Source organism: Aestuariibacter sp. GS-14 (assembly GCF_006494365.1).
Lineage (GTDB): Bacteria > Pseudomonadota > Gammaproteobacteria > Enterobacterales > Alteromonadaceae > Alteromonas > Alteromonas mangrovi.
On sequence record NZ_VHIP01000016.1, the window covers coordinates 1 to 25,769 of the forward strand.

Below are 25,769 nucleotides of genomic sequence, written 5' to 3' on the forward strand. Positions count from 1 at the left end.
TTACCGTGGTCAACGTGGCCGATAGTACCAACGTTTACGTGGGGTTTCTTACGTTCAAACTTTTCTTTTGCCATTTTTCTCGTTTCCTAAGTTAAAAGTCCGACCCAATAGAAGACCGGACCGAACCTTCAAAATTTAGTTTCGTGCCTCAATGATTACTTTCGCAACATTGCTTGGGGCTTCTGCATAGTTGAAAAACTCCATTGAATAGGAGGCGCGCCCCTGCGTAGCTGAACGCAGGTCAGTAGCATAACCGAACATTTCGGAAAGTGGCACCTTTGCGCGAACAATTTTTATGCCGCCAACGCCATCTTCCATACCTTCGATCAAACCGCGACGACGATTTAAGTCGCCAACAACGTCACCCATCCAGTCTTCCGGAGTGGTTACTTCAACTTTCATAGTGGGCTCAAGCAAGACAGGATTCGCGTCGGCGGCACCTTTTTTAAAGCCCATTGAACCGGCGATCTTAAACGCCATTTCAGAAGAGTCAACATCATGGTAAGAACCGTCGAACAACGTAACCTTTACATCCAGTACCGGATACCCTGCCAACACACCATTTTGCATTTGCTCCTGAATACCTTTGTCTACCGCCGGAATATACTCTTTAGGTATCACGCCGCCTACAATTGCGTTAACAAACGCGTAGCCTTTGCCTTCTTCCTGCGGTTCGATGCGCAGCCAAACGTGACCAAACTGACCCCGGCCACCTGACTGACGGACAAACTTGCCTTCCACTTCCACAGATTTGCGGAGCGTTTCACGATAAGCCACTTGTGGCTTACCTACGTTACACTCAACCTTGAACTCGCGCTTCATGCGGTCAACGATAATGTCGAGGTGCAACTCACCCATACCAGATATGATTGTCTGGCCGGTTTCATCATCTGTATTTACGCGGAAAGATGGATCCTCAGCAGCGAGCTTACTCAGCGCAATACCCATTTTTTCCTGATCTGCTGTAGATTTTGGCTCTACAGCAATCGAGATAACAGGCTCTGGGAACTCCATGCGTTCCAGTGTTATCACGTGGTTTGGATCACACAGCGTGTCACCGGTAGTGACATCTTTAAGTCCGATAGCCGCGGCAATATCACCTGCCCGGACTTCTTTAATTTCTTCGCGATCTTTAGCGTGCATTTGTACAATACGACCAAAGCGTTCGCGCTTGCCCTTCACTGGGTTAAAAACGGTGTCACCAGTATTTACCACACCGGAGTAACAACGGAAGAACGTCAATGTGCCCACAAATGGGTCGGTTGCAATCTTAAACGCCAGCGCTGAAAAGGGCTCGCTGTCATCAGCATGACGCTCACCTTCAGAATCATCCGGCAAAATACCCTTAATGGCCGGCACATCCGGCGGTGAGGGCAAATAACGAACTACCGAGTCCAATACCGCCTGTACACCCTTGTTTTTAAATGCACTGCCACAAGTAGCCAGTACAATTTCGTTGTTCAGTGTACGGATGCGCAGACCTTCGTGAATCTCTTCTTCACTCAGTTCGCCATTTTCCAAATACTTTTCCATTAACTCTTCATTTGCTTCGGCTGCCGCTTCAATCATTTCGGTGCGGTATTTTTCTGCCTTAGCCATCAGTTCTGCAGGAACATCTTCATAGGTAAAAGTCATACCCTGATCTTCTGCATTCCAGTTAATGGACTTCATTTTTACCAGGTCGATAACGCCGCGGAATTCTTCTTCCGCGCCGATGTTAAGCTGGATAGGCACGCAATTGGCACCCAAACGCTTACGGATTTGACCAACAACCCGCTCAAAATCCGCTCCTGCACGGTCCATCTTATTGACGAAGACCATGCGAGGAACGTGATATTTGTCCGCCTGTCGCCAGACGGTTTCTGATTGAGGTTCTACACCTGAAGACCCACAAAAGACCACAACGGCACCATCAAGTACGCGCAAAGAGCGCTCAACTTCAATAGTAAAGTCAACGTGTCCGGGCGTATCAATAATATTGATACGGTGCTGTTCGAATTGCTGTTGCATACCCGCCCAGAAACAAGTAGTTGCAGCAGAGGTAATAGTAATTCCCCGCTCCTGCTCCTGCTCCATCCAGTCCATGGTTGCCGCACCATCGTGCACTTCACCAATTTTATGCGATAAACCGGTATAAAATAGTACGCGCTCCGTAGTCGTGGTTTTACCCGCGTCTACGTGCGCCACAATTCCAATATTACGATAACGTTCAATTGGGGTCTTACGAGGCATACATCTCTCTCAGATTATTCCGTTGATTACCAACGATAGTGAGCGAACGCTTTGTTCGCTTCGGCCATACGGTGCACGTCTTCACGTTTCTTAACCGCAGAACCTTTGTTATCTGCCGCATCCATCATTTCTGCAGCCAGGCGCTGAGCCATTGACTTCTCGCCACGTTTACGTGCAGCTTCTACCATCCAACGCATACCTAATGCATTACGACGAACCGGACGCACTTCTACTGGAACCTGGTAAGTTGAACCACCAACGCGGCGTGACTTAACCTCTACAGTAGGACGAATGTTGTCCAGGGCTTCTTCGAATACATCCAAGTGTGCCTTGCCGGTTTTTTCAGCAACAATATCAAGCGCACCGTAAACGATTCTCTCTGCTACAGATTTCTTGCCGTCGAGCATTACGACATTCATGAATTTAGCAAGTAACTGTGATCCGAACTTAGGATCTGGTAGGACTTTACGTTGACCTACGACTCTTCTTCTTGGCATCTTCTATTCTCCGTGGAATTCAGGGATAACCCAAAACTCTTAAATTTAAGTTTGGCCTTACTAACGGAGAACCGTTAAGACTTGGGCCGCTTCGCGCCGTATTTAGAGCGCGCTTGTTTACGTGAGTTAACACCTGCGCAGTCCAGAGTACCGCGAACAGTGTGATAACGAACACCTGGTAAGTCTTTAACACGACCACCGCGAATAAGAACAACGCTGTGCTCTTGCAGGTTGTGGCCTTCACCGCCGATGTATGAAGAAACTTCAAAACCGTTGGTTAAACGCACACGACATACTTTACGCAGTGCTGAGTTTGGTTTTTTAGGCGTAGTAGTATATACACGAGTACATACACCACGTCTTTGTGGACAAGCTTGCAGGGCAGCAACGTTGCTTTTTTCAACGGGCTTTCTGCGAGGCTTGCGCACTAACTGGTTAACTGTTGCCATTAACAAGCTCCTGATTAATAACTATAAAAACCCGGGATGTATCCGGGTAGAATGATTGGCGCTTTCGCACCAAAGATTACGTGCTCGTCGTAACCTTTTGCGGCTCTAAAAATAAAAAACCGCGCCCTGTGTAGGTTGGCTTTTAGCCTACCGCCTATTTCGGGTCGCGGAATATTAATGATCAAAGCCCAAGCTGTCAAGCTGTACAAAGGTTAACCACAGGATTAACTGTGAATTCCCCCTGCCAGCCGGACCTCTGGTGATTGCAGAACAATCACCAGATTCTGCTTATTCTTCGGAGGCTGAATCTCCAGACGTTACTTCTGCATTCAATGCTTCGGTAAGCGCTTGTTCTGCTTCAGCCGCAGACACTGACAATTCTGCCATTGCCTGTTGGCGGCGCTGAGCGCGTTTTTCGTGGTATGCGAAACCGGTACCAGCCGGAATCAGGCGACCCACAATAACGTTCTCTTTCAGACCACGTAAGTCGTCTTCTTTGCCTTGTACTGCTGCTTCTGTCAGTACGCGGGTTGTTTCCTGGAACGATGCTGCAGAGATGAAAGACTCTGTAGACAGTGACGCTTTGGTGATACCCAGTAACTGGATTTCGTAAAGCGCTGGCAATTTGCCCTGACGTTCCATTTCGCGGTTAGCAATTTTCACTGCTGCCACTTCAACCTGTTCGCCTTCCAGGAACTGTGTGTCACCCGGGGCAGTAATCATACACTTACGCAGCATCTGACGGATAACTACCTCGATGTGCTTATCGTTAATTTTTACACCCTGTAAGCGGTAAACTTCCTGAACTTCGTTCACGATGTAGTTAGAAACTGCACTTACGCCACGTAAACGCAGAATGTCGTGTGGAGACTCAGGACCGTCAGCGATAACTTCGCCGCGCTCAACAGTTTCACCTTCAAACACGTTCAGCTGACGCCACTTAGGAATCATCTCTTCATACGGATCACCGTCTTTTGGAGTAATTACCAGGCGTTTCTTGCCTTTAGTTTCTTTACCGAAACCAATGGTACCAGACACCTCGGCCAGGATCGCAGGCTCTTTCGGCTTACGCGCTTCGAACAAGTCAGCTACGCGAGGCAGACCACCCGTGATGTCACGAGTCTTCGAGCTTTCCTGAGGAATACGGGCCAATACGTCACCGGCCTTAGCCAGCTTGCCTTCAGATGCTTCGATGGTAGTGAAGCTTGGCAGACGGATTTCCTGAAGTCCGGTTTCATCGCTTTCCAGGATCAGTTTAGGTTCTTTCGCGTTAACCTTAGACAGGTCTTTCACCACGATACGGGTCAAACCAGTCAGCTCATCCTGCTGCATTTCAGTGTTTGAATCATCGATGTCAGCAAAGGTAATCTTCGCATCACGCTCAACGATAATTGGGTGACTATGCGGATCCCAGTTAGCGACAACATCGCCAGCAGATACGCTTGCACCATCATCTACGGTTAATACCGCACCGTAAGGTACTTTATAACGCTCTTTCTCACGACCCTGGTCATCAATCATGGTCAGTTCGGTAGAACGAGATACGATGACAACCTTGCCGTCAGTATTACGCACGTATTTAGCGTTGTGTAACTTGAGGTTACCTGCTGTTTTAACCTGAACACTGTTTTCTGCAGAGGCCCGCGATGCTGCACCACCGATGTGGAACGTACGCATCGTCAGCTGTGTACCCGGCTCACCGATTGACTGAGCAGCGATAACACCAACAGATTCACCTTTACCCACGATATGACCACGGGCAAGGTCACGTCCGTAACAGCTTGCACACACGCCATAGTCGTTGTCACAAGTGATTACTGAGCGCACTCGAATCTGATCAACAGAGTTCGCTTCCAGCATGTCTACCAGTGCTTCGTCCAGCAGCGTATTACGCTCAACCAGCATTTCATCACTGCCTGGCTTATACACGTCTTCTGCTACAACACGACCCAGTACGCGTTCACGCAATGGTTCTACGACGTCACCACCTTCGATCAGAGGTGTCATTAACACACCTTCGAATGTGCCACAGTCAGAGTTAGTGATAACCAAATCCTGCGCAACATCTACCAGACGACGAGTCAGGTAACCTGAGTTCGCTGTCTTCAATGCGGTATCGGCCAAACCTTTACGCGCACCGTGCGTAGAAATAAAGTACTGAAGTACGTTCAGACCTTCACGGAAGTTTGCCGTGATAGGGGTTTCGATGATTGAGCCATCCGGCTTCGCCATCAGACCACGCATACCAGCCAACTGACGAATCTGGGCGGCACTACCACGAGCACCGGAGTCAGCCATCATGAACACAGAGTTGAATGATGCCTGCTCTTCTTCTTCGCCTTTGGCGTTGATCACAACGTCAGTTTTCAGGTTATCCATCATGGCCTTAGCTACTTTTTCGTTAGCGTTTGACCAAATATCGATAACTTTGTTGTAACGCTCACCCGCTGTAACCAAACCGCTCTGGAACTGTTCCTGGATCTCGATTACTTCTGCTTCTGCTGCCTCGATAATATCTTTCTTGGCATCTGGAATTACCATGTCATCGATACCAACAGACGCACCCGCGATCATCGCGTAGTGGAAACCGGTATACATGATTTGGTCTGCTGCAATAACAGTATCTTTCAGACCAAGCGTACGGTAACACTCGTTCAACAGTTTAGAGATCTGCTTCTTGCCCATTGCCTGGTTGATAATTTCAAACGGCAGGCCTTTTGGCAGAATCAACGAGAAAATCGCGCGACCAACTGTAGTATCAGTTAGTGTTACTTTTTCTGTTTTAGTACCATCTTCTGCAACATCGTATTCAGTAATACGAACTTTTACACGTGAGTGCAGTTCTGCGTTACCGGTACGGTAAGCTTTCTCGGCTTCGTGCGGGCTGGTAAATACCATGCCTTCGCCCTGACCGTTAATCTTGTCACGGGTCAGATAATACAGACCCAATACAACGTCCTGTGAGGGTACGATGATCGGCTCACCGTTCGCTGGAGAAAGGATGTTGTTGGTTGACATCATCAGCGCACGCGCTTCTAGCTGTGCTTCGATAGTCAACGGAACGTGAACCGCCATTTGGTCACCGTCGAAGTCGGCGTTATAAGCCGCACACACCAATGGGTGCAACTGAATCGCTTTACCTTCGATCAGGGTAGGTTCAAACGCCTGGATACCCAATCTGTGCAGCGTTGGTGCACGGTTAAGCAGTACAGGGTGTTCACGGATTACCTCGTCAAGCACATCCCATACTTCCGGCGCTTCGCGCTCTACCAGCTTCTTAGCAGCTTTGATAGTAGTAGCCAGACCACGAGCTTCTAATTTGCCATAGATGAATGGCTTGAACAGCTCCAGTGCCATTTTCTTAGGCAGACCACACTGGTGCAAACGCAGAGTAGGACCAACGGTGATTACCGAACGGCCTGAGTAATCAACACGTTTACCAAGCAGGTTCTGACGGAAACGACCTTGCTTACCTTTGATCATGTCGGCAAGTGATTTCAGAGGACGCTTGTTAGAACCGGTGATTGCACGACCACGACGGCCGTTGTCCAGCAACGCATCTACCGCTTCCTGCAACATACGCTTTTCGTTGCGTACGATGATGTCAGGTGCCGCCAGGTCAAGAAGACGCTTCAAACGGTTGTTACGGTTGATTACGCGACGGTATAAATCGTTCAGGTCAGACGTAGCAAAACGACCACCATCCAGCGGTACCAACGGACGTAAATCGGGTGGCAGAACTGGAAGAACAGTCATGATCATCCACTCTGGCTTGTTGCCAGACTGTTGGAATGATTCAAGCAATTTCAGACGCTTGGTTACTTTCTTACGCTTGGTTTCAGAGTTGATAGAAGGCAACTCTTCACGCATAGACGCAACATCCGCATCAACATCCAGGTGTTTCAGCAGATCAAAAATAGCTTCCGCACCCATTTTGGCTTCGAATTCGTCGCCATGCTCTTCAAGTGCATCCAGGTATTCTTCTTCGCTCAGCAATTGGCTGCGCTCAAGCGTGGTCATGCCAGGCTCGGTTACAACGAATGATTCGAAGTACAGTACGCGCTCGATATCACGCAGTGTCATATCCAGCATCAAACCAATACGAGACGGCAGTGATTTCAGGAACCAAATGTGCGCTACCGGACTCGCCAGCTCAATGTGACCCATACGCTCACGACGTACTTTGGTCAGCGTTACTTCAACGCCACATTTTTCACAGATTACACCACGGTGCTTCAGACGCTTGTACTTACCGCACAAACACTCATAGTCCTTAACCGGACCAAAGATACGCGCACAGAACAAACCGTCACGCTCAGGTTTGAACGTACGATAGTTGATGGTTTCTGGCTTTTTAACTTCACCGTATGACCACGAACGGATCATGTCTGGTGAAGCAAGACCGATACGAATATTATCGAATTCTTCAGTCTTGTTTTGTTGTTTTAGAAACTTTAATAAGTCTTTCACAAATACTCTCCCGGCGGAGTCAGTCTCTATGGCCCGGCGAACCGGGCCAACTCAATCAATTATGGCGAATGCCTGCTTATTTCTCTTCCAGCTCGATATTGATACCGAGTGAGCGGATTTCTTTAAGCAATACGTTGAAGGATTCAGGCATGCCTGGTTCCATTCTGTGATCGCCATCAACGATGTTCTTGTACATTTTGGTACGACCGTTAACGTCATCCGACTTAACAGTTAGCATTTCCTGCAGGGTATAAGCAGCACCGTATGCTTCCAGTGCCCACACTTCCATCTCACCGAAGCGCTGACCACCGAACTGTGCTTTACCACCCAGAGGCTGCTGTGTAACCAGGCTGTATGAACCGGTTGAACGCGCGTGCATTTTGTCGTCAACCAAGTGGTTCAGTTTCAGCATGTACATGTAACCAACCGTTACCGGACGTTCAAACTCACGACCGGTACGACCGTCGAACAACGTAATCTGACCGCTTTCTGGGATATCAGCCAGCTTCAGCATGGCTTTAATCTCAGATTCACGCGCACCGTCGAATACAGGCGTTGCTACTGGTACACCCTTACGCAGGTTGTTAGCCAGACGCACTACTTCGTCGTCGCTGAACGTGCTGATGTCTACCTGTTGTGGGTTGTCACCCAGTGAGTAGATTTCTTGCAGGAAGTTGCGCAGTTTAGCCATTTCTTCCTGTTCTTTCAGCATGCGATCAATCTTCACGCCTAAGCCGTGAGCCGCCATACCTAAGTGAGTTTCAAGGATCTGACCGATGTTCATACGCGAAGGTACACCCAGCGGGTTCAGAACGATGTCTACCGGCGTGCCGTTCTCGTCGTAAGGCATGTCTTCTACCGGGATTACAGTAGAGATAACACCCTTGTTACCGTGACGACCTGCCATCTTGTCACCAGGCTGAATGTGACGCTTAACAGCCAGGTAAACTTTAACGATTTTCAGTACGCCAGGTGCCAGATCATCACCTTGTGTGATCTTACGACGCTTAGCTTCAAATTTCTTATCGAAGTCTGCTTTGATTTCGTCGTGCTGCTGACCAATTTGGTCTAAATCCAGCTGCGCATCTTCGTCTTTCAACGGGATATCAAACCATTTTTCACGCGGCAGACTGTCAAGTTTAGCCTGATCAACGCCCGCTTTTAACAGCAGGTTTTGCGCACGTGCGAAGATACCGTCAGCAAGAATTGAGAACTCATCGCCCAGGTCTTTCTTAACCTGACGCAATTGCATATCTTCAATTTCAAGTGCGCGTTTATCTTTCTCTACGCCATCACGGGTAAATACTTGTACGTCGATAACCGTTCCGTGTACAGAGTTAGGTACACGTAAAGAGGTATCTTTAACGTCAGACGCTTTTTCACCGAAGATCGCACGTAACAGCTTTTCTTCTGGGGTAAGTTGCGTTTCGCCTTTAGGCGTTACTTTACCTACCAGAATGTCGCCGCCTTTCACTTCCGCACCAATGTAAACAACGCCAGACTCATCCAGCTTGCTCAGTGCAGATTCACCCACGTTCGGGATATCGGCAGAAATTTCTTCTGGCCCAAGCTTAGTATCACGAGCGATACAGCTTAATTCCTGAATGTGAATGGTAGTGAAACGGTCTTCCTGTGCAACGCGCTCTGAAATCAGAATCGAGTCTTCGAAGTTGTAACCATTCCAAGGCATGAACGCGATACGCATGTTCTGACCCAGTGCCAGATCGCCTAAGTCAGTAGACGGACCATCAGCCAGTACATCGCCGGCTACAATCGGGTCGCCAACGTTACACGTAGGACGCTGATTGATACAGGTGTTCTGGTTAGAACGCGTGTATTTAGTCAGGTTGTAGATATCGATACCCGCTTCACCAGCGAACATCTCATCTTCGTCAACTTTAATAACGATACGGCTGGCATCAACGTAATCAACCACACCACCACGCTTAGCGACAACGGTTACACCGGAGTCAACAGCGATAGTGCGTTCCATACCCGTACCAACTAATGGCTTATCAGCACGTAATGTAGGTACAGCCTGACGTTGCATGTTCGCACCCATCAGTGCACGGTTGGCGTCATCGTGCTCAAGGAACGGGATAATGCTTGCCGCAATCGATACGATTTGCTGTGGTGAAACGTCCATGTACGTGATGTCTTCTTTAGGCATCAGCGTGGTTTCACCGCGGTAGCGACATGGAATCAGTTCATCTACCAGCCCGCCTTCTTCAGTCAATGCAATGTTCGCCTGTGCGATTGCATACTGACCTTCTTCGATAGCCGATAAATAATCGATTTCTTCTGTTACCACACCGTCTACAATGCGACGGAAAGGCGTTTCTAGGAAACCGAAATCATTGGTACGCGCAAAGCTTGCCAATGAGTTAATCAAACCGATGTTTGGACCTTCAGGGGTTTCGATTGGACACAAACGACCATAGTGAGTCGGGTGTACGTCACGAACCTCAAAGCCTGCACGTTCACGTGTCAGACCACCCGGGCCTAAGGCAGAAATACGACGCTTGTGCGTAACTTCTGACAGCGGGTTGTTCTGATCCATAAACTGCGACAGCTGCGAAGAACCAAAGAATTCTTTAACGGCTGCAGAAATAGGCTTAGCGTTGATCAGATCCTGTGGCATAACGTTGTCCAGGTCACCCAAAGACAGACGTTCTTTAACCGCACGCTCAACACGCACTAAACCAACTCGGAACTGGTTCTCTGCCATTTCGCCTACTGAACGAATACGACGGTTACCCAAGTGGTCGATATCGTCCACTTCATCTTTACCGTCACGGATTTCGATCAGTTGTTTCATCACAGCAATGATGTCGCCCTTGTCCAGTGTACCTGAACCAGTCAGTTCTTCACGGCCTAAGCGGCGGTTGAACTTCATGCGACCAACAGAAGACAAGTCATAACGCTCTTCAGAGAAGAACAGGTTATCGAACAAGGTTTCTGCTGCGTCTTTCGTTGGTGGTTCACCAGGACGCATCATGCGATAAATTTCAACTAACGCTTCAAGGCGGTTAGTTGAGCTGTCGATACGCAGGGTATCAGAGATATACGAACCGTGATCCAGTTCGTTTATGTACAGCGTAGTAAATTCAGTAATACCGGCTTTGCTCAACGACGCCATGTTTTCCATGGTCACTTCGTCGTTAGCACTTACCAGTACTTCACCTGTTTCTTCGTTGACGTAGGTATCACCGTATACGCGGCCAACCAAATACTCAACAGGCACTTCAAGCTCAGTAATGCCCGCTTTTTCAAGTGCACGGGTGTGACGCGCAGAAATACGGCGGCCATGTTCAACCAGCACGTTTCCTTCGCCATCCAGAATGTCGAATTGTGCAGTTTCACCACGCAAACGGTCTGCTACGATTTCCATCATCAGCTTGCCGTCAGCAATACGCACCTGAACTTTGTCGAAGAAAGTATCAAGGATTTCTTCAGTACCCATTTCCAGAGCACGTAAGATTATCGTTGCAGGCAACTTACGGCGACGGTCGATACGTACGAACAGGTTATCTTTCGGGTCAAACTCGAAATCAAGCCACGAACCACGGTAAGGAATAACACGTGCGTTGTACAACACCTTACCAGACGAGTGTGTTTTACCTTTGTCGTGATCAAAGAACACACCAGGAGAACGATGCAGCTGAGAAACGATAACGCGCTCGGTACCATTAATGACGAACGTACCGTTCTCTGTCATTAATGGGATTTCACCCATGTACACTTCTTGTTCTTTAATATCTTTTACAGTACCGGGTGCCGCTTCTTTATCGAATAATACGAGACGAAGTTTCACTCTTAAAGGAGCTGAATAAGTTACGCCGCGAATCTGACATTCTTTAACGTCGAATACCGGTTCGCCAAGACGATAACTCACATATTGTAATTCTGAATTGCCAGAGTAACTTTTTATTGGAAAAACAGAACGGAATGCTGCTTCCAAACCATATTGACCATCGGGATCGATATCAATAAATTTCTTGAAAGAATCTAGCTGGATTGAAAGAAGGTATGGAATTTCCAATACCTGTGGGCGTTTGCCAAAATCCTTACGGATACGTTTCTTTTCGCTATAAGAGTAAACCATGGGTTCCTCAGCCTGCTGATTTTAGACCCAACCTGTTGCCTGTAAACGACCAGACAACAAACTTCCAGTACCCTTGCACAGGGAACAATCCGACAGCATACACCAAAAATTAACCAAATGGTTAGTTAACTGGTTGGTTTATTGCCAATTTTTTTGTTCCGCGTGGTAACGCATGATGTATATGGTCAAGGGTAATAAACCATACACCCTACAGCGCAAAAAGGCTGGTGGTCTAAAAAACCACCAGCCCAGGCCATTTCTGGCGAGCAATCTGTTAATTCAGATTACTTGATTTCAACTGTTGCACCAGCTTCTTCAAGCTCTTTCTTCAGTGCTTCAGCTTCATCTTTGCTTACGCCTTCTTTGATTGCTTTAGGAGCAGCTTCTACTACGTCCTTAGCTTCTTTCAGACCTAAGCCAGTCGCGCCGCGAACTGCTTTGATTACTGCAACTTTGTTTGCGCCGAATGAAGTCATTACAACGTCAAACTCAGTCTTTTCTTCAACAGCAGCAGCTTCACCAGCTACAGCAGGACCAGCAACAGCAACAGCCGCTGCAGATACACCGAATTTCTCTTCAGCTGCTTCGATCAGTTCAACCAGTTCCATTACTGGCATTTCAGCGATCGCGTTTAAAATATCTTCTTTAGTCAGAGCCATTTCTCTAAACTCCTGGGATTAAAATGTTAAAAAAATCAATATGCCAAAAACGCCAATTACTTGGTGTCTTTGACCGCCGCCAATACACGCACAAACTTGGCAGGAACTTCGTTGATTGTTTGAACGAACTTGCCAACTGGTGCTTTGAAGGTCGCAAGCAATTTCGCAAGCGCTTCGTCGCGGGTAGGCAGAGCTGCTACTGCATCCAGTTTGTCTGGACCCAGTAAACCACTACCAATTGAAAGTGCAGTTACTTGCAGTTTTTTGTTTTCTTTGACGAAATCTTTAAACAGACGAGCTGCGCCGCCTGGTGCGTCTAAAGAGAAACCATAGATAAGCGGACCGGTTAAGGCGCTATCTAAGTCTGCAAATTTGCTGTCAGCCAATGCACGTCTAGCCAGAGTATTACGTACAACCTTCAGGTATACGCCTTGCTCACGGGCTTTAACACGCAGAGCTGTCAGTTCTGCAACTCCCATCCCACGGTATTCAGCAACGGCTACGGATAGAGCGCGAGACGCAACTTCAGAAACTTCTGCTACGATCTCTTTTTTTGCTGCTAAACCTAGTGCCACTGAGTTCACCTCTTCAAATCTGATCATCTGCAATTAGAGTGATCAGGGTTCACAGATTGATGCCATTATTGGTTACCCGCCAACGGCACCGCTCTACGGTGTTCGTTATCCCAGAGAGTCTGAGTCGAAACCACCGTCTGCGCAGGCTGTCGTGATTAAGTAGTACATTGAATACAAAAGTTCTCTTACCTCTTTTGCTGTAATACACCTGCGGTCTTGGACGGGAGCTACCGATATTCGCTTTTGGCGATATTCAACAGCTCCAACCCATAACCTTTAAGAGAAGCGTTAGCCTGGGCTAACGCAAAGCATTACTGACCTACTGACGCTTTGTCGATAGATACGCCAGCACCCATTGTGGTGCTCAGGCTTACTTTCTTGATGTAAGTACCTTTTGACGTAGAAGGCTTGGCCTTCTTCAGAGCGTCTAATAATGCTTCTAAGTTTTCTTTGATCTTGTCTGCTTCAAACGCGATCTTACCAATGCTGGCGTGGATGATACCGTTCTTGTCGTTGCGGTAACGAACCTGACCCGCTTTAGCATTCTTAACTGCAGTCGCTACGTCTGGTGTAACAGTACCCGTCTTAGGGTTAGGCATCAGGCCGCGTGGACCTAAGATTTGACCTAACTGACCAACTACGCGCATTGCGTCAGGGCTGGCTACCACTACGTCAAAGTTCATTTCGCCTTTCTTAACCAGCTCAGCCAGGTCGTCCATACCTACGATGTCTGCACCTGCAGCTTTTGCTGCTTCAGCATTTGCGCCCTGAGTGAATACTGCAACGCGAACGTCTTTACCAGTACCGTTTGGCAGTACAGTTGCACCACGAACGTTTTGGTCAGATTTCTTCGCATCAATACCCAGGTTGATGGCAACATCAACGCTTTCTGGGAATTTAGCGGTCGCCAGTTCTTTTAACAGGGCAACTGCGTCAGCAATTTGGTATTCTTTGTTTGAATCTACTTTTTCACGGATCAAACGTGCGCGTTTAGTTAATTTAGCCATTCGATTAACCCTCTACCTTCAGACCCATTGCACGAGCAGAGCCCGCGATAGTACGAACAGCGGCTTCTAATGAAGCTGCAGTCAGATCTGGCTCTTTTACCTTGGCAATTTCTTCCAACTGAGCAACAGTTACCGTACCCACTTTTACAGTGTTAGGACGGCCTGAACCGCTCTTGATGCCAGCCGCTTTTTTCAGCAGGTAAGACGCAGGAGGAGTTTTGGTAATGAATGTAAAAGAACGGTCTTCGTACACAGTAATTTCTACTGGTACTGGAGCGCCTTTCTCAAGACTTTCTGTTTTAGCGTTGAAAGCCTTACAGAATTCCATGATGTTCACACCTTTTTGACCCAGTGCTGGACCAACAGGTGGAGATGGGTTAGCAGCACCAGCTGCAACCTGAAGCTTAATTAAGCCTGTTACTTTTTTAGCCATTTTACATGCTCTCGTTAATGGGTCTGACGCCTCGCAAGTATCGAGATTACTTGCTCAATCGGCTTCCCGGTTCCAATAAAAGGGGCGCGAATTATAGGCTAACAAATAGCCCGACGCAACCTTATATTTTTTGTTTTTTAGATAAATCTTAAAAAACAAAAAAGTGCCATGCGCAGGACACAGGGCACTTTTTTTATTTCTTTGGCTTTTAGCCTTTTTCGACCTGGCTGAATTCCAGTTCTACTGGTGTAGAGCGACCGAAAATAAGCACCGATACTTTTACCCGGTTCTTCTCGTAATCCACTTCTTCTACCACACCGTTGAAGTCTGCAAACGGACCTTCGATAACGCGAACCACTTCGCCCGGCTCGAACAATGTTTTCGGCTTAGGCTTATCAACAGACTCTTCAAGACGATTCAGGATCGCGTCTGCTTCACGCTGAGAAATAGGCATTGGGCGATCTGAGGTACCACCAATGAAACCAAGCACACGCGGAACACTTTTAACCAGGTGCCATGAGTCTTCGTTCATTTCCATTTCTACCAGTACGTAACCCGGGTAAAACTTACGCTCAGATTTACGCTTTTGTCCAGCACGCATTTCAATAACTTCTTCGGTAGGTACCAGTACCTGACCAAAGTATTCTTCCATCTCGTGCATCTTGATGTATTCAAGTAATGTTTTCTTTACACGTGATTCGTACTGAGAGTATGCCTGAACAACGTACCAACGCTTTTTCTTTTTTTCTTCAGTCATTCGCTTATGCTCCAATACCTGTCACTAATGAAACAAGCCAAACCAGGACACCGTCAATACCCCACAATAACAGTGACGCTACAAACGTAGCACCTAGCACGATGAGTGTAGTTTGGTTTAACTCTTGACGGGTGGGCCATACCACTTTGCGTACTTCTAAACGCGCTTCTTTGGCAAACGTTAAAAACGCCACGCCTTTCATTGTGGTGGCAGCAATAAAGCCTGCAACAGCCACACCCACTAACGCACCAATAGCACGATATAAAATCGACACTTCACCATAAACATAATTGGTAGTAATTACACCTGCAAGCAAGGCAAATACAATCAACCACTTCAGCATGTCCATTGAGTTGGATGAATTTTCCGTTTTTTCGCTCATTTCACGACCCTAGCAATACGGCTTGTTATGCAGTGCACCTGCACTACACCATTATCTGGCAGGGGTGGAGGGACTCGAACCCCCAACCATCGGTTTTGGAGACCGCTGTTCTACCAATTCGAACTACACCCCTAAAACAGCTTTTGGCTGATTTTACTTACACTACCCTTGTGAATGTTTGCGTCTTTTTTGGAAAAGTGCGGATTCGTAAGGGAGGGACGCGTATTATACTTAACAAGACTTCAGATACAAGCGCTTTGTTAAGCAACTCACATTATGCGAAACAGGCCCCTCGGTAGAAGCAATAACAATCGTTTTTTGCTTTTCAATAACCGCGCTTATTACAGACCAGGTGTTTATGCCAATGCGCTTACCACCACTTCTTTTCACTGGCTGACAAGAGTACACTGGGCGTGCTCATGAGCCTCCTTCGTGTTTATAGCGACTGTCGTAAATCTAAAACCGCAGTGATATCCACCACGCAGGTAAGCAGTAACAGAAACGTCTAAAGGATTTTTATGTTTCGATACAAAAAAGTGTTAACGCTTTTCATTTTTTCTGGTGTGCTTTCGGGTTGTGGTAACGGTGCCAATAAGACCCTCGATGAATTAAACCGAAACCGCGCTAAATGGGAAAGTACCAACATACAGACTTACCAGTTTGAATACCGGGTTTCTTGTTTCTGCCTGGATGAATATACCCTGCCCCGCCTGGTTTTTGTTGATGGTGATCAGGTAGTCTCTCAAGCAGTTATCGATACGCATGTTGCGCTACCGTTGGATGACAACAACGCAATGAGCATCACGGCGCTGTTTGAACGCATTGCGCTGGAAGAGAGTCGGGCTGAATCCCTTTACGTTGAATACGATCCAGAACTTGGCTACCCAACCTTAATTCAGGTTGATGAAAATAAGCAGAGCGCCGACGACGAGTACACGCTTTATGTGAGTAATGTGGTGAATGCTGATGATGTAGGTTGCACCGCATCAGTGGTTAACGGCCTGTCCATTAAAGTAACGGATGACTCAACTCAGTTACCTGCTGCATGCGGTGTTACTGTTACGGTAACAGACGGCAATTACTCTGAAACGTTCACCAATAGCGATGCAGCCTGCGACGACAGCGATGCCATTTCCATGCTCTCTGAACGCCCAGGGTTTTATTCCATATCGATCCAAAAGTCTGGGTATCAGGCTTTTCAGGCAGATGATTTTGGCATCGGCAGAGACATATGCCATGTGCTACCCCGTCAGCTGGACGTAACACTTCTCCCTGAATAAATTTCCTCCAATCTTACAGGGCGCTTCTACAAGCGCCCTGCGCCCTCATTAAACCGCCTTACAAAGCGCTACCTTACTGGACCGCCTGGTGCTCATTCCATTAACTCAGTAATTTAAAACGACTTGACCAATTCCGCATAGCGGATATATATTTCGCATCAATCAATAAAAAATGGGAATAACAATGCACAGCAGATTAATCAATCCAGCGGATCTTAACTTTTTACTTTATGACGTATTAAAGGTTGATGAACTCTGTAAATTCCCAAGGTTTAACGAACACGGTCGTGAAACTTTCGACGCAACAATTGAAACGGCTTATTCTATTGCCAGCGACTGGTTTGCACCGTGCGCAGCGAAGTTAGACGAGAATGAACCTGAATTTGTCGATGGTAAAGTAACCATGATCCCAGAAGTGGCTGCCGCACTTCAGCAATACTACGACGCCGGGTTTGGCGCCGCTACCCATGACTACGAACTAGGCGGCATGCAATTGCCCTTTTCGGTTTCAGTAGCATGCAAGGCTATATTTGGCGCGGCAAATATGCCGGTTCTCTCTTATCCTTCACTAACCAACGCTAATGCGAATGTGATCCGCAACTTTGGTTCAGATGAGCAAAAGCGCCTGTACCTGCAGCCCCTGCTTAATGGTCGATTTATGGGTACGATGGCGTTAACCGAACCCCAGGCAGGCTCGTCGCTGTCCGACATAAAGACTCAGGCTACTCACGCAGAAGATGGCACTTATCGCCTCAAAGGCAATAAGATTTTCATTTCTGGTGGCGATCACGAACTGTCTGAAAACATTATTCATTTGGTATTGGCGCGCATTCAGGGCGCTCCCGCCGGAGTAAAGGGGCTCTCGTTGTTTATTGTGCCCAAGTTTCTGGTTAACGATGATGGTTCATTAGGTGAACACAACGACGTAAGCCTCGCCGGGCTTATTCATAAAATGGGGTGGCGCGGCACAACCTCTACCATGCTCAACTTTGGTGAGAAAGACGGCGCTGTGGGATACCTGATCGGCGAACCCAATCGCGGCTTGTTGTATATGTTTCAAATGATGAACGAGGCCAGAATTGGCGTAGGCGTGGGAGCGGTATCCCAGGGATACACGTCTTATCTTCATGCCCTGGATTACGCCCGAAATCGCCCGCAAGGGCGTCATCCCCACGAAAAGGATCCGCAGTCACCGCAGGTCCCCCTCACTGAACATGCCGATATTAAGCGCATGTTACTGGCAGCCAAAAGCTACGCAGAAGGTGGCTTGTTTTTATCGTTGTATGGCGCAACGCTGGCGGATACACATGCGCACTGCGCTGATCCCGAAGCGGCAAAGCGTGCAGGCACCTTACTGGATATTTTAACGCCAATACTGAAATCCTGGCCGTCGAAATATTGTCTTGAAGCTAATTCCATTGCCATTCAGGTACACGGAGGCTATGGCTATACCCGTGAATACCCGGTAGAACGCTTCTATCGCGACAACCGGCTCAACCCAATACACGAGGGAACCGAAGGCATTCAGGCCATGGATTTGCTGGGCAGAAAAGTGAGCATGCAAGACGGACTTCCTTATACCCTGCTTGGCGAGGAAATCCTTAGCACCGTCCAGGCTTGTCAAGCTGAGCCACAGCTTGCCGAATTTGCCAACGCCCTGCTTCAACGCAAAGCCAAACTCAACGCCACTACCCAAACTATAGTGGCTGCGATGCAGGCGGCGAAGTCAAATCTGGCTCTGGCCAATGCGACACCCTACCTGCACGCCTTCGGCCATATCGTAATGGCCTGGCTGTGGTTAAGACAAGCTCGGGTTGCAGTACTGGCAATCAATACTGAAACCGGCTCTGATAGAACGCTATTGCTTCAGGGAAAGCTGGCCGCATGCCGTTACTTTTTCCGATATGAGCTGCCCCAGGTAGATGCTGCACTTGAATTAGTGCAATCACTTGACGATACCTGTTATGAACTCGAGTCGAGTTGTTTATAAAAACAACTTACGTTTGTGCATCAACTGTGTTTCCCGAATTCAGGTTGATTTGAGGTAGTCCGCCTGTTTTGCCAGGTCCCGGCTCGAGACCGGGACGACGGGAGATTGAATGGTCTTTCCTGCACCACATGTACGCTATTTCCGCCTATCTCGTTGTCAGCCCCGCGGCTCCAAGTCATCCCCGTCCCTTTTCGCATCCAGCAACCTACTCGTCATCCCGCAACCTACTCGTCATCCCCACGCTACTATTTGCCATCCCCACGCTACTCTTCGTCATCCCCGCGAAGGCGGGGATCTAACCAATTCAACAAGCGGCGCGCAAAACTCGGTGAAGGGTTGTATTGGGGAAGTAAGCCTGTTTCAGTAGGTCCCGGCTCGAGGCCGGGACGACAACGTATTGGAAGGCTATCCCCGCTCCTACTCGTCATCCCGCAACCTACTCGTCATCCCCGCGCTACTATTTGCCATCCCCACGCTACTATTTGCCATCCCCACGCTACTCTTCGTCATCCCCGCGAAGGCGGGGATCTAACCAATTCAACAAGCGGTGCGCAAAACTCGGTGAAGGGTTGTATTGGAGAAGTAAGCCTGTTTCAGTAGGTCCCGGCTCGAGGCCGGGACAGGACAAATACAGGAAGTATCGAAGGAGTCAGTCTGCTCGATTAGGTCCCGGCTCGAGGCTGGGACAGGGGATTTCTATGGTCTGAATAAGCGCGCAAGCGTGCTTATTCAAGACCAAGAAATCCACCTGTCTGGTGTGCCCACAGTTTGGCGTAGATACCGCCTTTATCGAGCAACTCCTGATGTGTGCCTTGCTCCACAATCTCGCCGTTATCAAGTACTAACAAGCGATCCATCTGCGCAATTGTAGATAAGCGGTGAGCAATAGCTAATACCGTTTTGTTTTCCATCACTTTGTTCAGGCACTCCTGAATCGCTGATTCTACTTCTGAATCTAGCGCAGAGGTGGCTTCGTCCAAAATTAATACAGGCGCATCTTTTAGCAATACCCGCGCAATAGCAATGCGTTGACGCTGTCCACCAGACAACTTCACGCCACGTTCCCCAACCTGAGCATCAAATCCGGTTCTGCCGTCTTTGTCGGAGAGCTGCTGAATAAACTCAAACGCTTCAGCTTGTTTAGCAGCAGTGATCATCGAGTCTTCGTTAGCATCGCTACGCCCATAAACAATGTTGTCGCGGACCGAGCGGTGCATTAACGATGTATCCTGGGTAACCATACTGATTTGTGCGCGCAGCGATTCCTGCCCGACACTACTGATATCCTGGCCATCGATCAATATTTTGCCGCCTGTAGTGTCGTAAAACCGCAGCAATAAGTTAACCAGCGTTGATTTACCGGCACCGGACCGTCCTACCAAGCCCACTTTTTCACCGGGTTTGATGGTTAAATCGAGGTTTTGAAACACCGGCACAGGGTGGTTATTGTGACCCGGATAAGCGAAGTTAACCTGCTTAAATTCAATCTGCCCACCGTTCACTTTGAGCGGTTGCGCGTGCTGTTTATCTTCGACAGCAATAGACTGTGCAAGCGTATTGATACCATCCTGTACGGTGCCGAGGTTTTCAAACAGTGATGCCACTTCCCACATAACCCAGTGCGACATGCCGTTTAAGCGCAAACACAAACTCACAGCCAAAGCAATTTCGCCGGGCGTGACCATTTGCTGTAACCACAGATACACCGACAGTGCGCCAACGCTGAAAATCAGCAGTGCGTTACTCAGTTCAACACAAAACTCCAGAATCGTTACCAACCGCATTTGCGGGTAAACGGTTTGCAGGAATTTATCCATGCTGTCCTTCGCATATTCGGCTTCACGCTGACTGTGCGAAAATAGTTTTACCGTGGTGATATTAGTGTAGCTGTCAACGATGCGGCCGGTCATCAGTGAGCGGGCATCGGCCTGATGCTGTGAAACCTGTTTTAATTTAGGTACCAGAATTCGCAGAATTACGCTGTACACCGTTAACCAAATCAGTAATGGCAACGCCAATCGCCAGTCGGCAGTAAATATCAGCACCACCATGGAAATAAAGTACACACTGATGTACACCATCAGATCAAGCAACTTCATTACGGTTTCACGCACCGACAATGCCGTTTGCATTACCTTGGTGGCAACCCTGCCTGCAAACTCATTCTGAAAGAACGTGAGGCTTTGACTGAGCAGGTAACGGTGCGCCTGCCAGCGTATGCGCATAGGGTAATTGCCAAGCAACGACTGGCGGGAAAAAAGTGAACGCAACAAAATAAAACCGGGAATGAGCACAACCACTACCAGCCCCATCACAACCAGACGATTGCCTTCATTTTCAATAAAGGTACTGCGATCCTGTTCGGTAAACCAGTCAACCAGTTGTCCCATAAAGCCAAACAAGGTCACTTCCAGCATCGCCACAATCGCGCTCAATGCCGATACGCATAACAGAACGGGCCACATGCCCTGAGTGTAGTGTTTACAAAAAGCCACCATGTTTTTTGGTGGCTGTGTGGGGTGTGAAGCAGGAAACGGGTTTGTCAGTTTCTCAAAAAATGAAAACATGCATTACTCAACATCAGGCGTCGCGGTATCCCAGTTTCGCCAGGATGCCTTCGACATTTTCATGGTGTTTGGCTTGCCATTCATCCAGTGTCATTCCACCGTCTTTCTCGGCGCGCTGCCAGGCAATTTGAAATGCTTCGGCGGCTGACGCTTGTGGGATAACAGCAATACCTTCTTGATCAGCCACTATGATATCACCGGGATGCACAGTAACACCACCGCACTGGACCGGTTGATTTAACGGATCAACGCACTTTTTGGCGCCCGGCTTAGGCACAACACCACGAGCATACACAGCAAAGCCCATTGCTTCGACTTCACCGATATCGCGGATCACCCCGTCCACCACAAACCCTGCAATGCCGCGTTTTTGCGCGATAGCACATACATTACCACCCGCAACAGCAAACTGGTCATCGGCTTCAACCACAATGACATCACCGGGATTTGCGCGATATATGGCAGCATGCAACATCAAATGGTCGCCTGGCTGACACTTAACGGTAAACGCAGGGCCAAATATTTTAGGTGCCGGTTTCCATAGTGAATGTATTGCGTAGTCCATAAACTGTTCACGCGGCAGTGCATCCGCGTACTCGCATACCGATACGTCATTAAAATTGATGCTCATGGTGTAATCCTTTGAGTCGAAGGTTTGCTTGTTCCTCACTATATCAACCCCGTTTCATTTGGGGAGTAGATAAGGTGTATTTTCAATATAACCAGCTGTGTTATCTTGGCCCTTTTATTTCGCATGGAATTCATTGCCTGCTATGGAATTCATTAATTTGCATGTAATTGCTGCGCTGATCTATTCCGGCCTTGTGCTGTTAAGTGCACTTTCTGCAAATAAAATCCTGCGCTACGGCATTCCACTACTCTCGATTTTGCTATCCGTCGCCATTGATACCGATGTTGTCTTTGTCATGCAGGCAGTTGGTTATATTGGCGTCACTTTTTTACTGAAAACGCAAAAAGGATTGCCAGATTGGCTAAAGTACTTTCTATGGGCCGTTTGGGGAATTCTCAGCGTCGGCCTGCTAACGCACACATTACCAGGCTACAGCGGTATTCAGCTCACTGTCCTTGAGTCGGTAAAAGCCAATAGCTTAGCTACTATTGTTTACCTGAATACAGATAAAGTATTGATTGCCTGGTCTTTACTGTTGTGGATTCCGATTTGGCAACGCTGTGCAACGTTCACACACTCACATTCGCCAAAATGGCTGCCTTTTCTCATCGCCATTACGGGCATCCCGGCAATTTTGTTTTTAGCAACGCAATTGGGGTTGATTCAATGGCAGCCCGAACTGAACAACCTTATTGTTATTATCGTGATTTCAAACCTCCTCAACACCTGTTTTACCGAAGAGTTACTGTTCAGAGGCTTAATGCAATCATGGTTATCCACAAAGTTGGGCGTGGTTGGTGGGCTTTTGATTACCGGCATGTTATTTGGACTCGCCCATTTTACAGGGGGATATCTCTACGTCTGCCTGGCCATTATGGCGGGACTCCTGTACGGGCTGATATATGTGCTAAGTGGACGTCTTATTTGGTCTGTTATGTGTCACTGGATGTTGAATAGCGCGCATGTACTTCTGTTAACCTGGCCCGTAGTTAAGCCAGGTTAACAATATCGTCTTATTCTGGCCGAACGGCAGTGACTTCAATTTCAACCAGATAATGCGGGTTTGCTAAACCTGCAATCTGTAACGCTGAACGCGAAGGCAGATTTGGCTGGGCTTCTGTGCCGAAGAACTGCGTGTATCCGCGCATAAAACCGGCGAAGTCCATCTTGCCATCCATTGCCGGATCGCCTACCAGAAAGGCTTGCATCTTAATCACATCGCCCATGGTTAATCCCAGACTTTTCAGGTTTTCGTCAATGCGATTTAACACGCTCACGGTTTGCATTTCAGTATCACCGTATGCTTCCGCGCTATTTGCAGGCGCATCCGGATTACTCACGCCTGGGACTGCACCGCTTAAAAACACAATAGTGCTGGTAGCCGGTACTTCCGATGCACGTAAAATGGGGAAGTCTGAACCAATCAACCCATGACGGATCACGGTTTCTTTGGCGGGAGGGGTGGCATCGGCATCGTTACATCCCGTCATGGAGACCAAGGCACTGAGCAAAAGTGGGGCAATAATTCGTTTTTTCATGTTTGCGTTCCTGTATTTTATCGTTGAGCAATGGTTTTTACGTCGTTAGCACTAACGGCGTCGGTAAAGTGATTACCAAAATGACTGCGTGTGTAATTCACCACTTCGGCGATTTGTTCATCTGACAGATACTGTTTCAGCGGAGGCATGCCGCCCATGCCGTTGCTTACCATGTAAATCACATAGGACGCGGCGGCGAGTTTAGGGTTTTGCGCCAATGCAGGATACGCTCCCGCGCCTTTAGCTCCCTGTGCCATTGGCATATGGCAGCCCTGGCAAATGGCGTGATACAGCGCCTCACCAGTCACTTCCTCAAAGTTCGCACCTTCGGAAAAGCCCGCGTCATCTGTTGCATAAATGTAAGTGCTTACACACAGCATATTTACTAAAAATAATAGTTTTAATGATAATTTCATTGCCTATCCTCCGGGTTAAACTGCCGTGCTTAACACTTTTTGATGTAATCGCTTAATGGCATCATGCGCAGACGATATAGCTCCTTCCTGCCAGGCAGGAAGATTGGATGCGTGTTCACCTGCCAGCACCAACCGTCCATCAACCTGACACAGGTTCTCGTAGTGTTGCTCACGTGATGCCTCTGTCCACATGCCATAACATCCCTGAGTCCATGGCACCCGGTGCCAGCCTACTGAAATACCATTGTCGAACTCGTCTGCATATTGAGGGTGTATTTTTTTGCCGTATTCCACCGCTTTTTTCACTCGCTCCTCAGGTGTCAAAGAAGTAAATTCAAACGCGTTGGCTCCCCACACATAAGCGCCCAGCAATACACCTTTGCCTTTGTCACAGAATTTGGTGCTGGGATAACTGATATTGGTAATAGGCAGATTGGTATAGCTTACGCCGCCATAAATGGCATCGTCTTGCTCCCAGAAGCGACGTTTGAATTCGAGACCTACTTTCACCGATGCCGCATAAGGCACTGCGCGAATTGCGGCCTGCATGCCAGAACTCGCCTTAACGGGAATTTGGCTGAGAATAGACAGTGGAATGGTACATACACACCAATCCGCCTGAGCGGTTTTAGCAACGCCTTGCTGCTCATACTCTACGCTAACGCCTTTGTCACTTTGGTTAATTCTGGTGACTTTGGCGCCGTAATGAATGGTATCACCTACGCGCTTTTCAAACGCCTTGGCAATATTGTCCATGCCGCCTACCGGTTGGAAAATGCTGCTCTGAAACTCAATATCCTGACCATTAACAATGTACTTCCAAAGTTCAGATTGCAGCAGGGCGCTTCTGTCCATCAGTTCGCTGGGTTGCGGCTTGGGCGATAAACCGCCGCCAGGAGGAATGGCAAATCCGCGCCGTAAGCTCACTTCGTAAGACTTTTTGTATTCTGCGTTTTCATTCAGTGCGCCCCAATGACGCATCGATTCAAAGAGCTTTTCCCTGTCTTCCACAGAGAGTGCTTTATCCAGCCCACTTTGATTCGTTACTTTGGCGAGCAGCTCTGCAGCATAGCCCTGATAGTCGGCCTGTACTTCGCGATAACGCTGAGGCTTACCATCAAACGCGTGGGTAGAGTGAACCAATGCGTTGTAATTCACCTGGATAAACGGCTCAATGGGAATGTTGAACTCGTTGATATACGACATCACATGATGATGATGGTATGGCACACGCCAAGGGCCCGGGTTAATGTAGTTCCCTTCGGCGAACTGGCACTGTTGCGTTGCGCCGCCAAGTTCGGTGTAGGAATCACCGCCACGAAGTGTCCAGCAGCGACCACCAGCCCGCTGATTAAACTCAAGAATAGTAACCGTGTATCCGGCCTTACGCAGTTCATATGCCGCTGTCATTCCCGCCAGCCCGGCACCCAGTACCAACACTGATGCACCTTTTGGGGTGCTGCCCAGATTAAGTGTGCCGGGATGTGTCGATTCCGCTGCAAACCCAAGCGATGTCATAGCCTGATACATGGCACCCGCACCTGCGGTCTTGCCGATCCAGCTCAATAACGCTCGTCGGCTCATTGATAGGTGATTCAAGAAAAGCCCCCCTTTATTTGAGAGTGAAAATGGTTGGGTGGCCTGACTATGCAGTAGCGGTGCCATCGGTGCCGCACTTACGGCAAAGTGTATAATATATACGACAACACCAATAAACTGCCCCGATATGCACTAAAAACTGAATTCCGGCGTTCTCTACGCTCGCCAATGCGCTCGCCAAC

General features: G+C 48.2%; 19 protein-coding genes, 1 tRNA gene and 1 pseudogene. 3 read left to right on the forward strand and 18 right to left on the reverse strand.

What is annotated here, in order from left to right:
- The 13 genes and pseudogenes from FJ444_RS21515 to FJ444_RS18515 form a co-directional block, all read right to left on the reverse strand.
- Nucleotides 1–74, reverse strand: a pseudogene (locus FJ444_RS21515) (elongation factor Tu); the annotation flags it as partial.
- Nucleotides 75–135: 61 nt separating this feature from the next.
- The gene (gene fusA / locus FJ444_RS18460) at nucleotides 136–2,232 is read right to left on the reverse strand and encodes an elongation factor G (protein ID WP_140960872.1); all 2,097 of its coding nucleotides are present in this window, start codon (nucleotides 2,230–2,232) and stop codon (nucleotides 136–138) included.
- 26 nt (nucleotides 2,233–2,258) lie between these two features.
- The gene (rpsG, locus tag FJ444_RS18465) at nucleotides 2,259–2,729 is read right to left on the reverse strand and encodes a 30S ribosomal protein S7 (protein WP_140960874.1); all 471 of its coding nucleotides are present in this window, start codon (nucleotides 2,727–2,729) and stop codon (nucleotides 2,259–2,261) included.
- A gap of 74 nt (nucleotides 2,730–2,803) precedes the next feature.
- A complete protein-coding gene (gene rpsL / locus FJ444_RS18470) occupies nucleotides 2,804–3,178 on the reverse strand; it encodes a 30S ribosomal protein S12 (RefSeq protein ID WP_140960877.1) in 375 nt (124 codons plus the stop codon).
- Nucleotides 3,179–3,466: 288 nt separating this feature from the next.
- Nucleotides 3,467–7,648 carry a DNA-directed RNA polymerase subunit beta' gene (gene rpoC / locus FJ444_RS18475; protein WP_140960879.1) on the reverse strand — a complete coding sequence of 1,394 codons (4,182 nt, stop codon included), beginning with the start codon at nucleotides 7,646–7,648 and terminating at the stop codon, nucleotides 3,467–3,469.
- A 76-nt stretch (nucleotides 7,649–7,724) separates the two neighbouring features.
- Nucleotides 7,725–11,753: a DNA-directed RNA polymerase subunit beta gene (gene rpoB, locus FJ444_RS18480; RefSeq protein WP_140960882.1), complete on the reverse strand. Its 4,029-nt coding sequence runs from the start codon at nucleotides 11,751–11,753 to the stop codon at nucleotides 7,725–7,727.
- A 284-nt stretch (nucleotides 11,754–12,037) separates the two neighbouring features.
- Nucleotides 12,038–12,412 (reverse strand): 50S ribosomal protein L7/L12, encoded by a 375-nt coding sequence (rplL, locus tag FJ444_RS18485; protein ID WP_140960885.1) that lies wholly within the window; start codon nucleotides 12,410–12,412, stop codon nucleotides 12,038–12,040.
- A 56-nt stretch (nucleotides 12,413–12,468) separates the two neighbouring features.
- Nucleotides 12,469–12,987, reverse strand: a complete 519-nt coding sequence (gene rplJ / locus FJ444_RS18490; RefSeq protein WP_140960888.1) for a 50S ribosomal protein L10 — start codon at nucleotides 12,985–12,987, stop codon at nucleotides 12,469–12,471.
- Between the two features lie 311 nt (nucleotides 12,988–13,298).
- Nucleotides 13,299–13,994: a 50S ribosomal protein L1 gene (gene rplA, locus FJ444_RS18495; RefSeq protein ID WP_140960890.1), complete on the reverse strand. Its 696-nt coding sequence runs from the start codon at nucleotides 13,992–13,994 to the stop codon at nucleotides 13,299–13,301.
- 4 nt (nucleotides 13,995–13,998) lie between these two features.
- Nucleotides 13,999–14,427, reverse strand: coding sequence for a 50S ribosomal protein L11 (gene rplK, locus FJ444_RS18500; protein ID WP_140960892.1), 429 nt, complete (start codon nucleotides 14,425–14,427; stop codon nucleotides 13,999–14,001).
- Between the two features lie 208 nt (nucleotides 14,428–14,635).
- Nucleotides 14,636–15,184, reverse strand: coding sequence for a transcription termination/antitermination protein NusG (nusG, locus tag FJ444_RS18505; RefSeq protein WP_140960895.1), 549 nt, complete (start codon nucleotides 15,182–15,184; stop codon nucleotides 14,636–14,638).
- 4 nt (nucleotides 15,185–15,188) lie between these two features.
- Nucleotides 15,189–15,566, reverse strand: a complete 378-nt coding sequence (secE, locus tag FJ444_RS18510) for a preprotein translocase subunit SecE (RefSeq protein WP_140960897.1) — start codon at nucleotides 15,564–15,566, stop codon at nucleotides 15,189–15,191.
- 56 nt (nucleotides 15,567–15,622) lie between these two features.
- Nucleotides 15,623–15,699: transfer RNA gene (locus tag FJ444_RS18515), tRNA-Trp, on the reverse strand.
- A 385-nt stretch (nucleotides 15,700–16,084) separates the two neighbouring features.
- Between FJ444_RS18515 and FJ444_RS18520 the strand changes: the two genes are divergently transcribed.
- Both FJ444_RS18520 and FJ444_RS18525 read left to right on the forward strand, forming a co-directional pair.
- A complete protein-coding gene (locus FJ444_RS18520) occupies nucleotides 16,085–16,846 on the forward strand; it encodes a DUF6174 domain-containing protein (protein ID WP_140960900.1) in 762 nt (253 codons plus the stop codon).
- A 184-nt stretch (nucleotides 16,847–17,030) separates the two neighbouring features.
- A complete protein-coding gene (locus FJ444_RS18525) occupies nucleotides 17,031–18,836 on the forward strand; it encodes an acyl-CoA dehydrogenase (protein ID WP_140960901.1) in 1,806 nt (601 codons plus the stop codon).
- A gap of 725 nt (nucleotides 18,837–19,561) precedes the next feature.
- Here FJ444_RS18525 and FJ444_RS18530 read toward each other — a convergent pair.
- Together FJ444_RS18530 and FJ444_RS18535 are read right to left on the reverse strand one after the other, a co-directional pair.
- Entirely contained in the window at nucleotides 19,562–21,403 is a 1,842-nt protein-coding gene (locus tag FJ444_RS18530) for an ABC transporter ATP-binding protein (protein ID WP_140960902.1), read from the reverse strand.
- Between the two features lie 13 nt (nucleotides 21,404–21,416).
- Nucleotides 21,417–22,034, reverse strand: coding sequence for an RraA family protein (locus FJ444_RS18535; RefSeq protein ID WP_140960903.1), 618 nt, complete (start codon nucleotides 22,032–22,034; stop codon nucleotides 21,417–21,419).
- 157 nt (nucleotides 22,035–22,191) lie between these two features.
- Between FJ444_RS18535 and FJ444_RS18540 the strand changes: the two genes are divergently transcribed.
- A complete protein-coding gene (locus tag FJ444_RS18540) occupies nucleotides 22,192–23,037 on the forward strand; it encodes a CPBP family intramembrane glutamic endopeptidase (protein WP_181405228.1) in 846 nt (281 codons plus the stop codon).
- Nucleotides 23,038–23,047: 10 nt separating this feature from the next.
- Here FJ444_RS18540 and FJ444_RS18545 read toward each other — a convergent pair whose 3' ends face one another.
- The 3 genes from FJ444_RS18545 to FJ444_RS18555 are packed head-to-tail and all read right to left on the reverse strand — an operon-like array spanning nucleotide 23,048 to nucleotide 25,587.
- Nucleotides 23,048–23,572 (reverse strand): RidA family protein, encoded by a 525-nt coding sequence (locus FJ444_RS18545; protein WP_140960908.1) that lies wholly within the window; start codon nucleotides 23,570–23,572, stop codon nucleotides 23,048–23,050.
- Between the two features lie 17 nt (nucleotides 23,573–23,589).
- Entirely contained in the window at nucleotides 23,590–23,988 is a 399-nt protein-coding gene (locus tag FJ444_RS18550; RefSeq protein ID WP_140960910.1) for a cytochrome c, read from the reverse strand.
- A gap of 15 nt (nucleotides 23,989–24,003) precedes the next feature.
- On the reverse strand, nucleotides 24,004–25,587 hold the full coding sequence (locus FJ444_RS18555) for an NAD(P)/FAD-dependent oxidoreductase (protein ID WP_219993923.1): 1,584 nt from the start codon (nucleotides 25,585–25,587) through the stop codon (nucleotides 24,004–24,006).
- Between the last annotated feature and the right edge of the window lie 182 nt (nucleotides 25,588–25,769).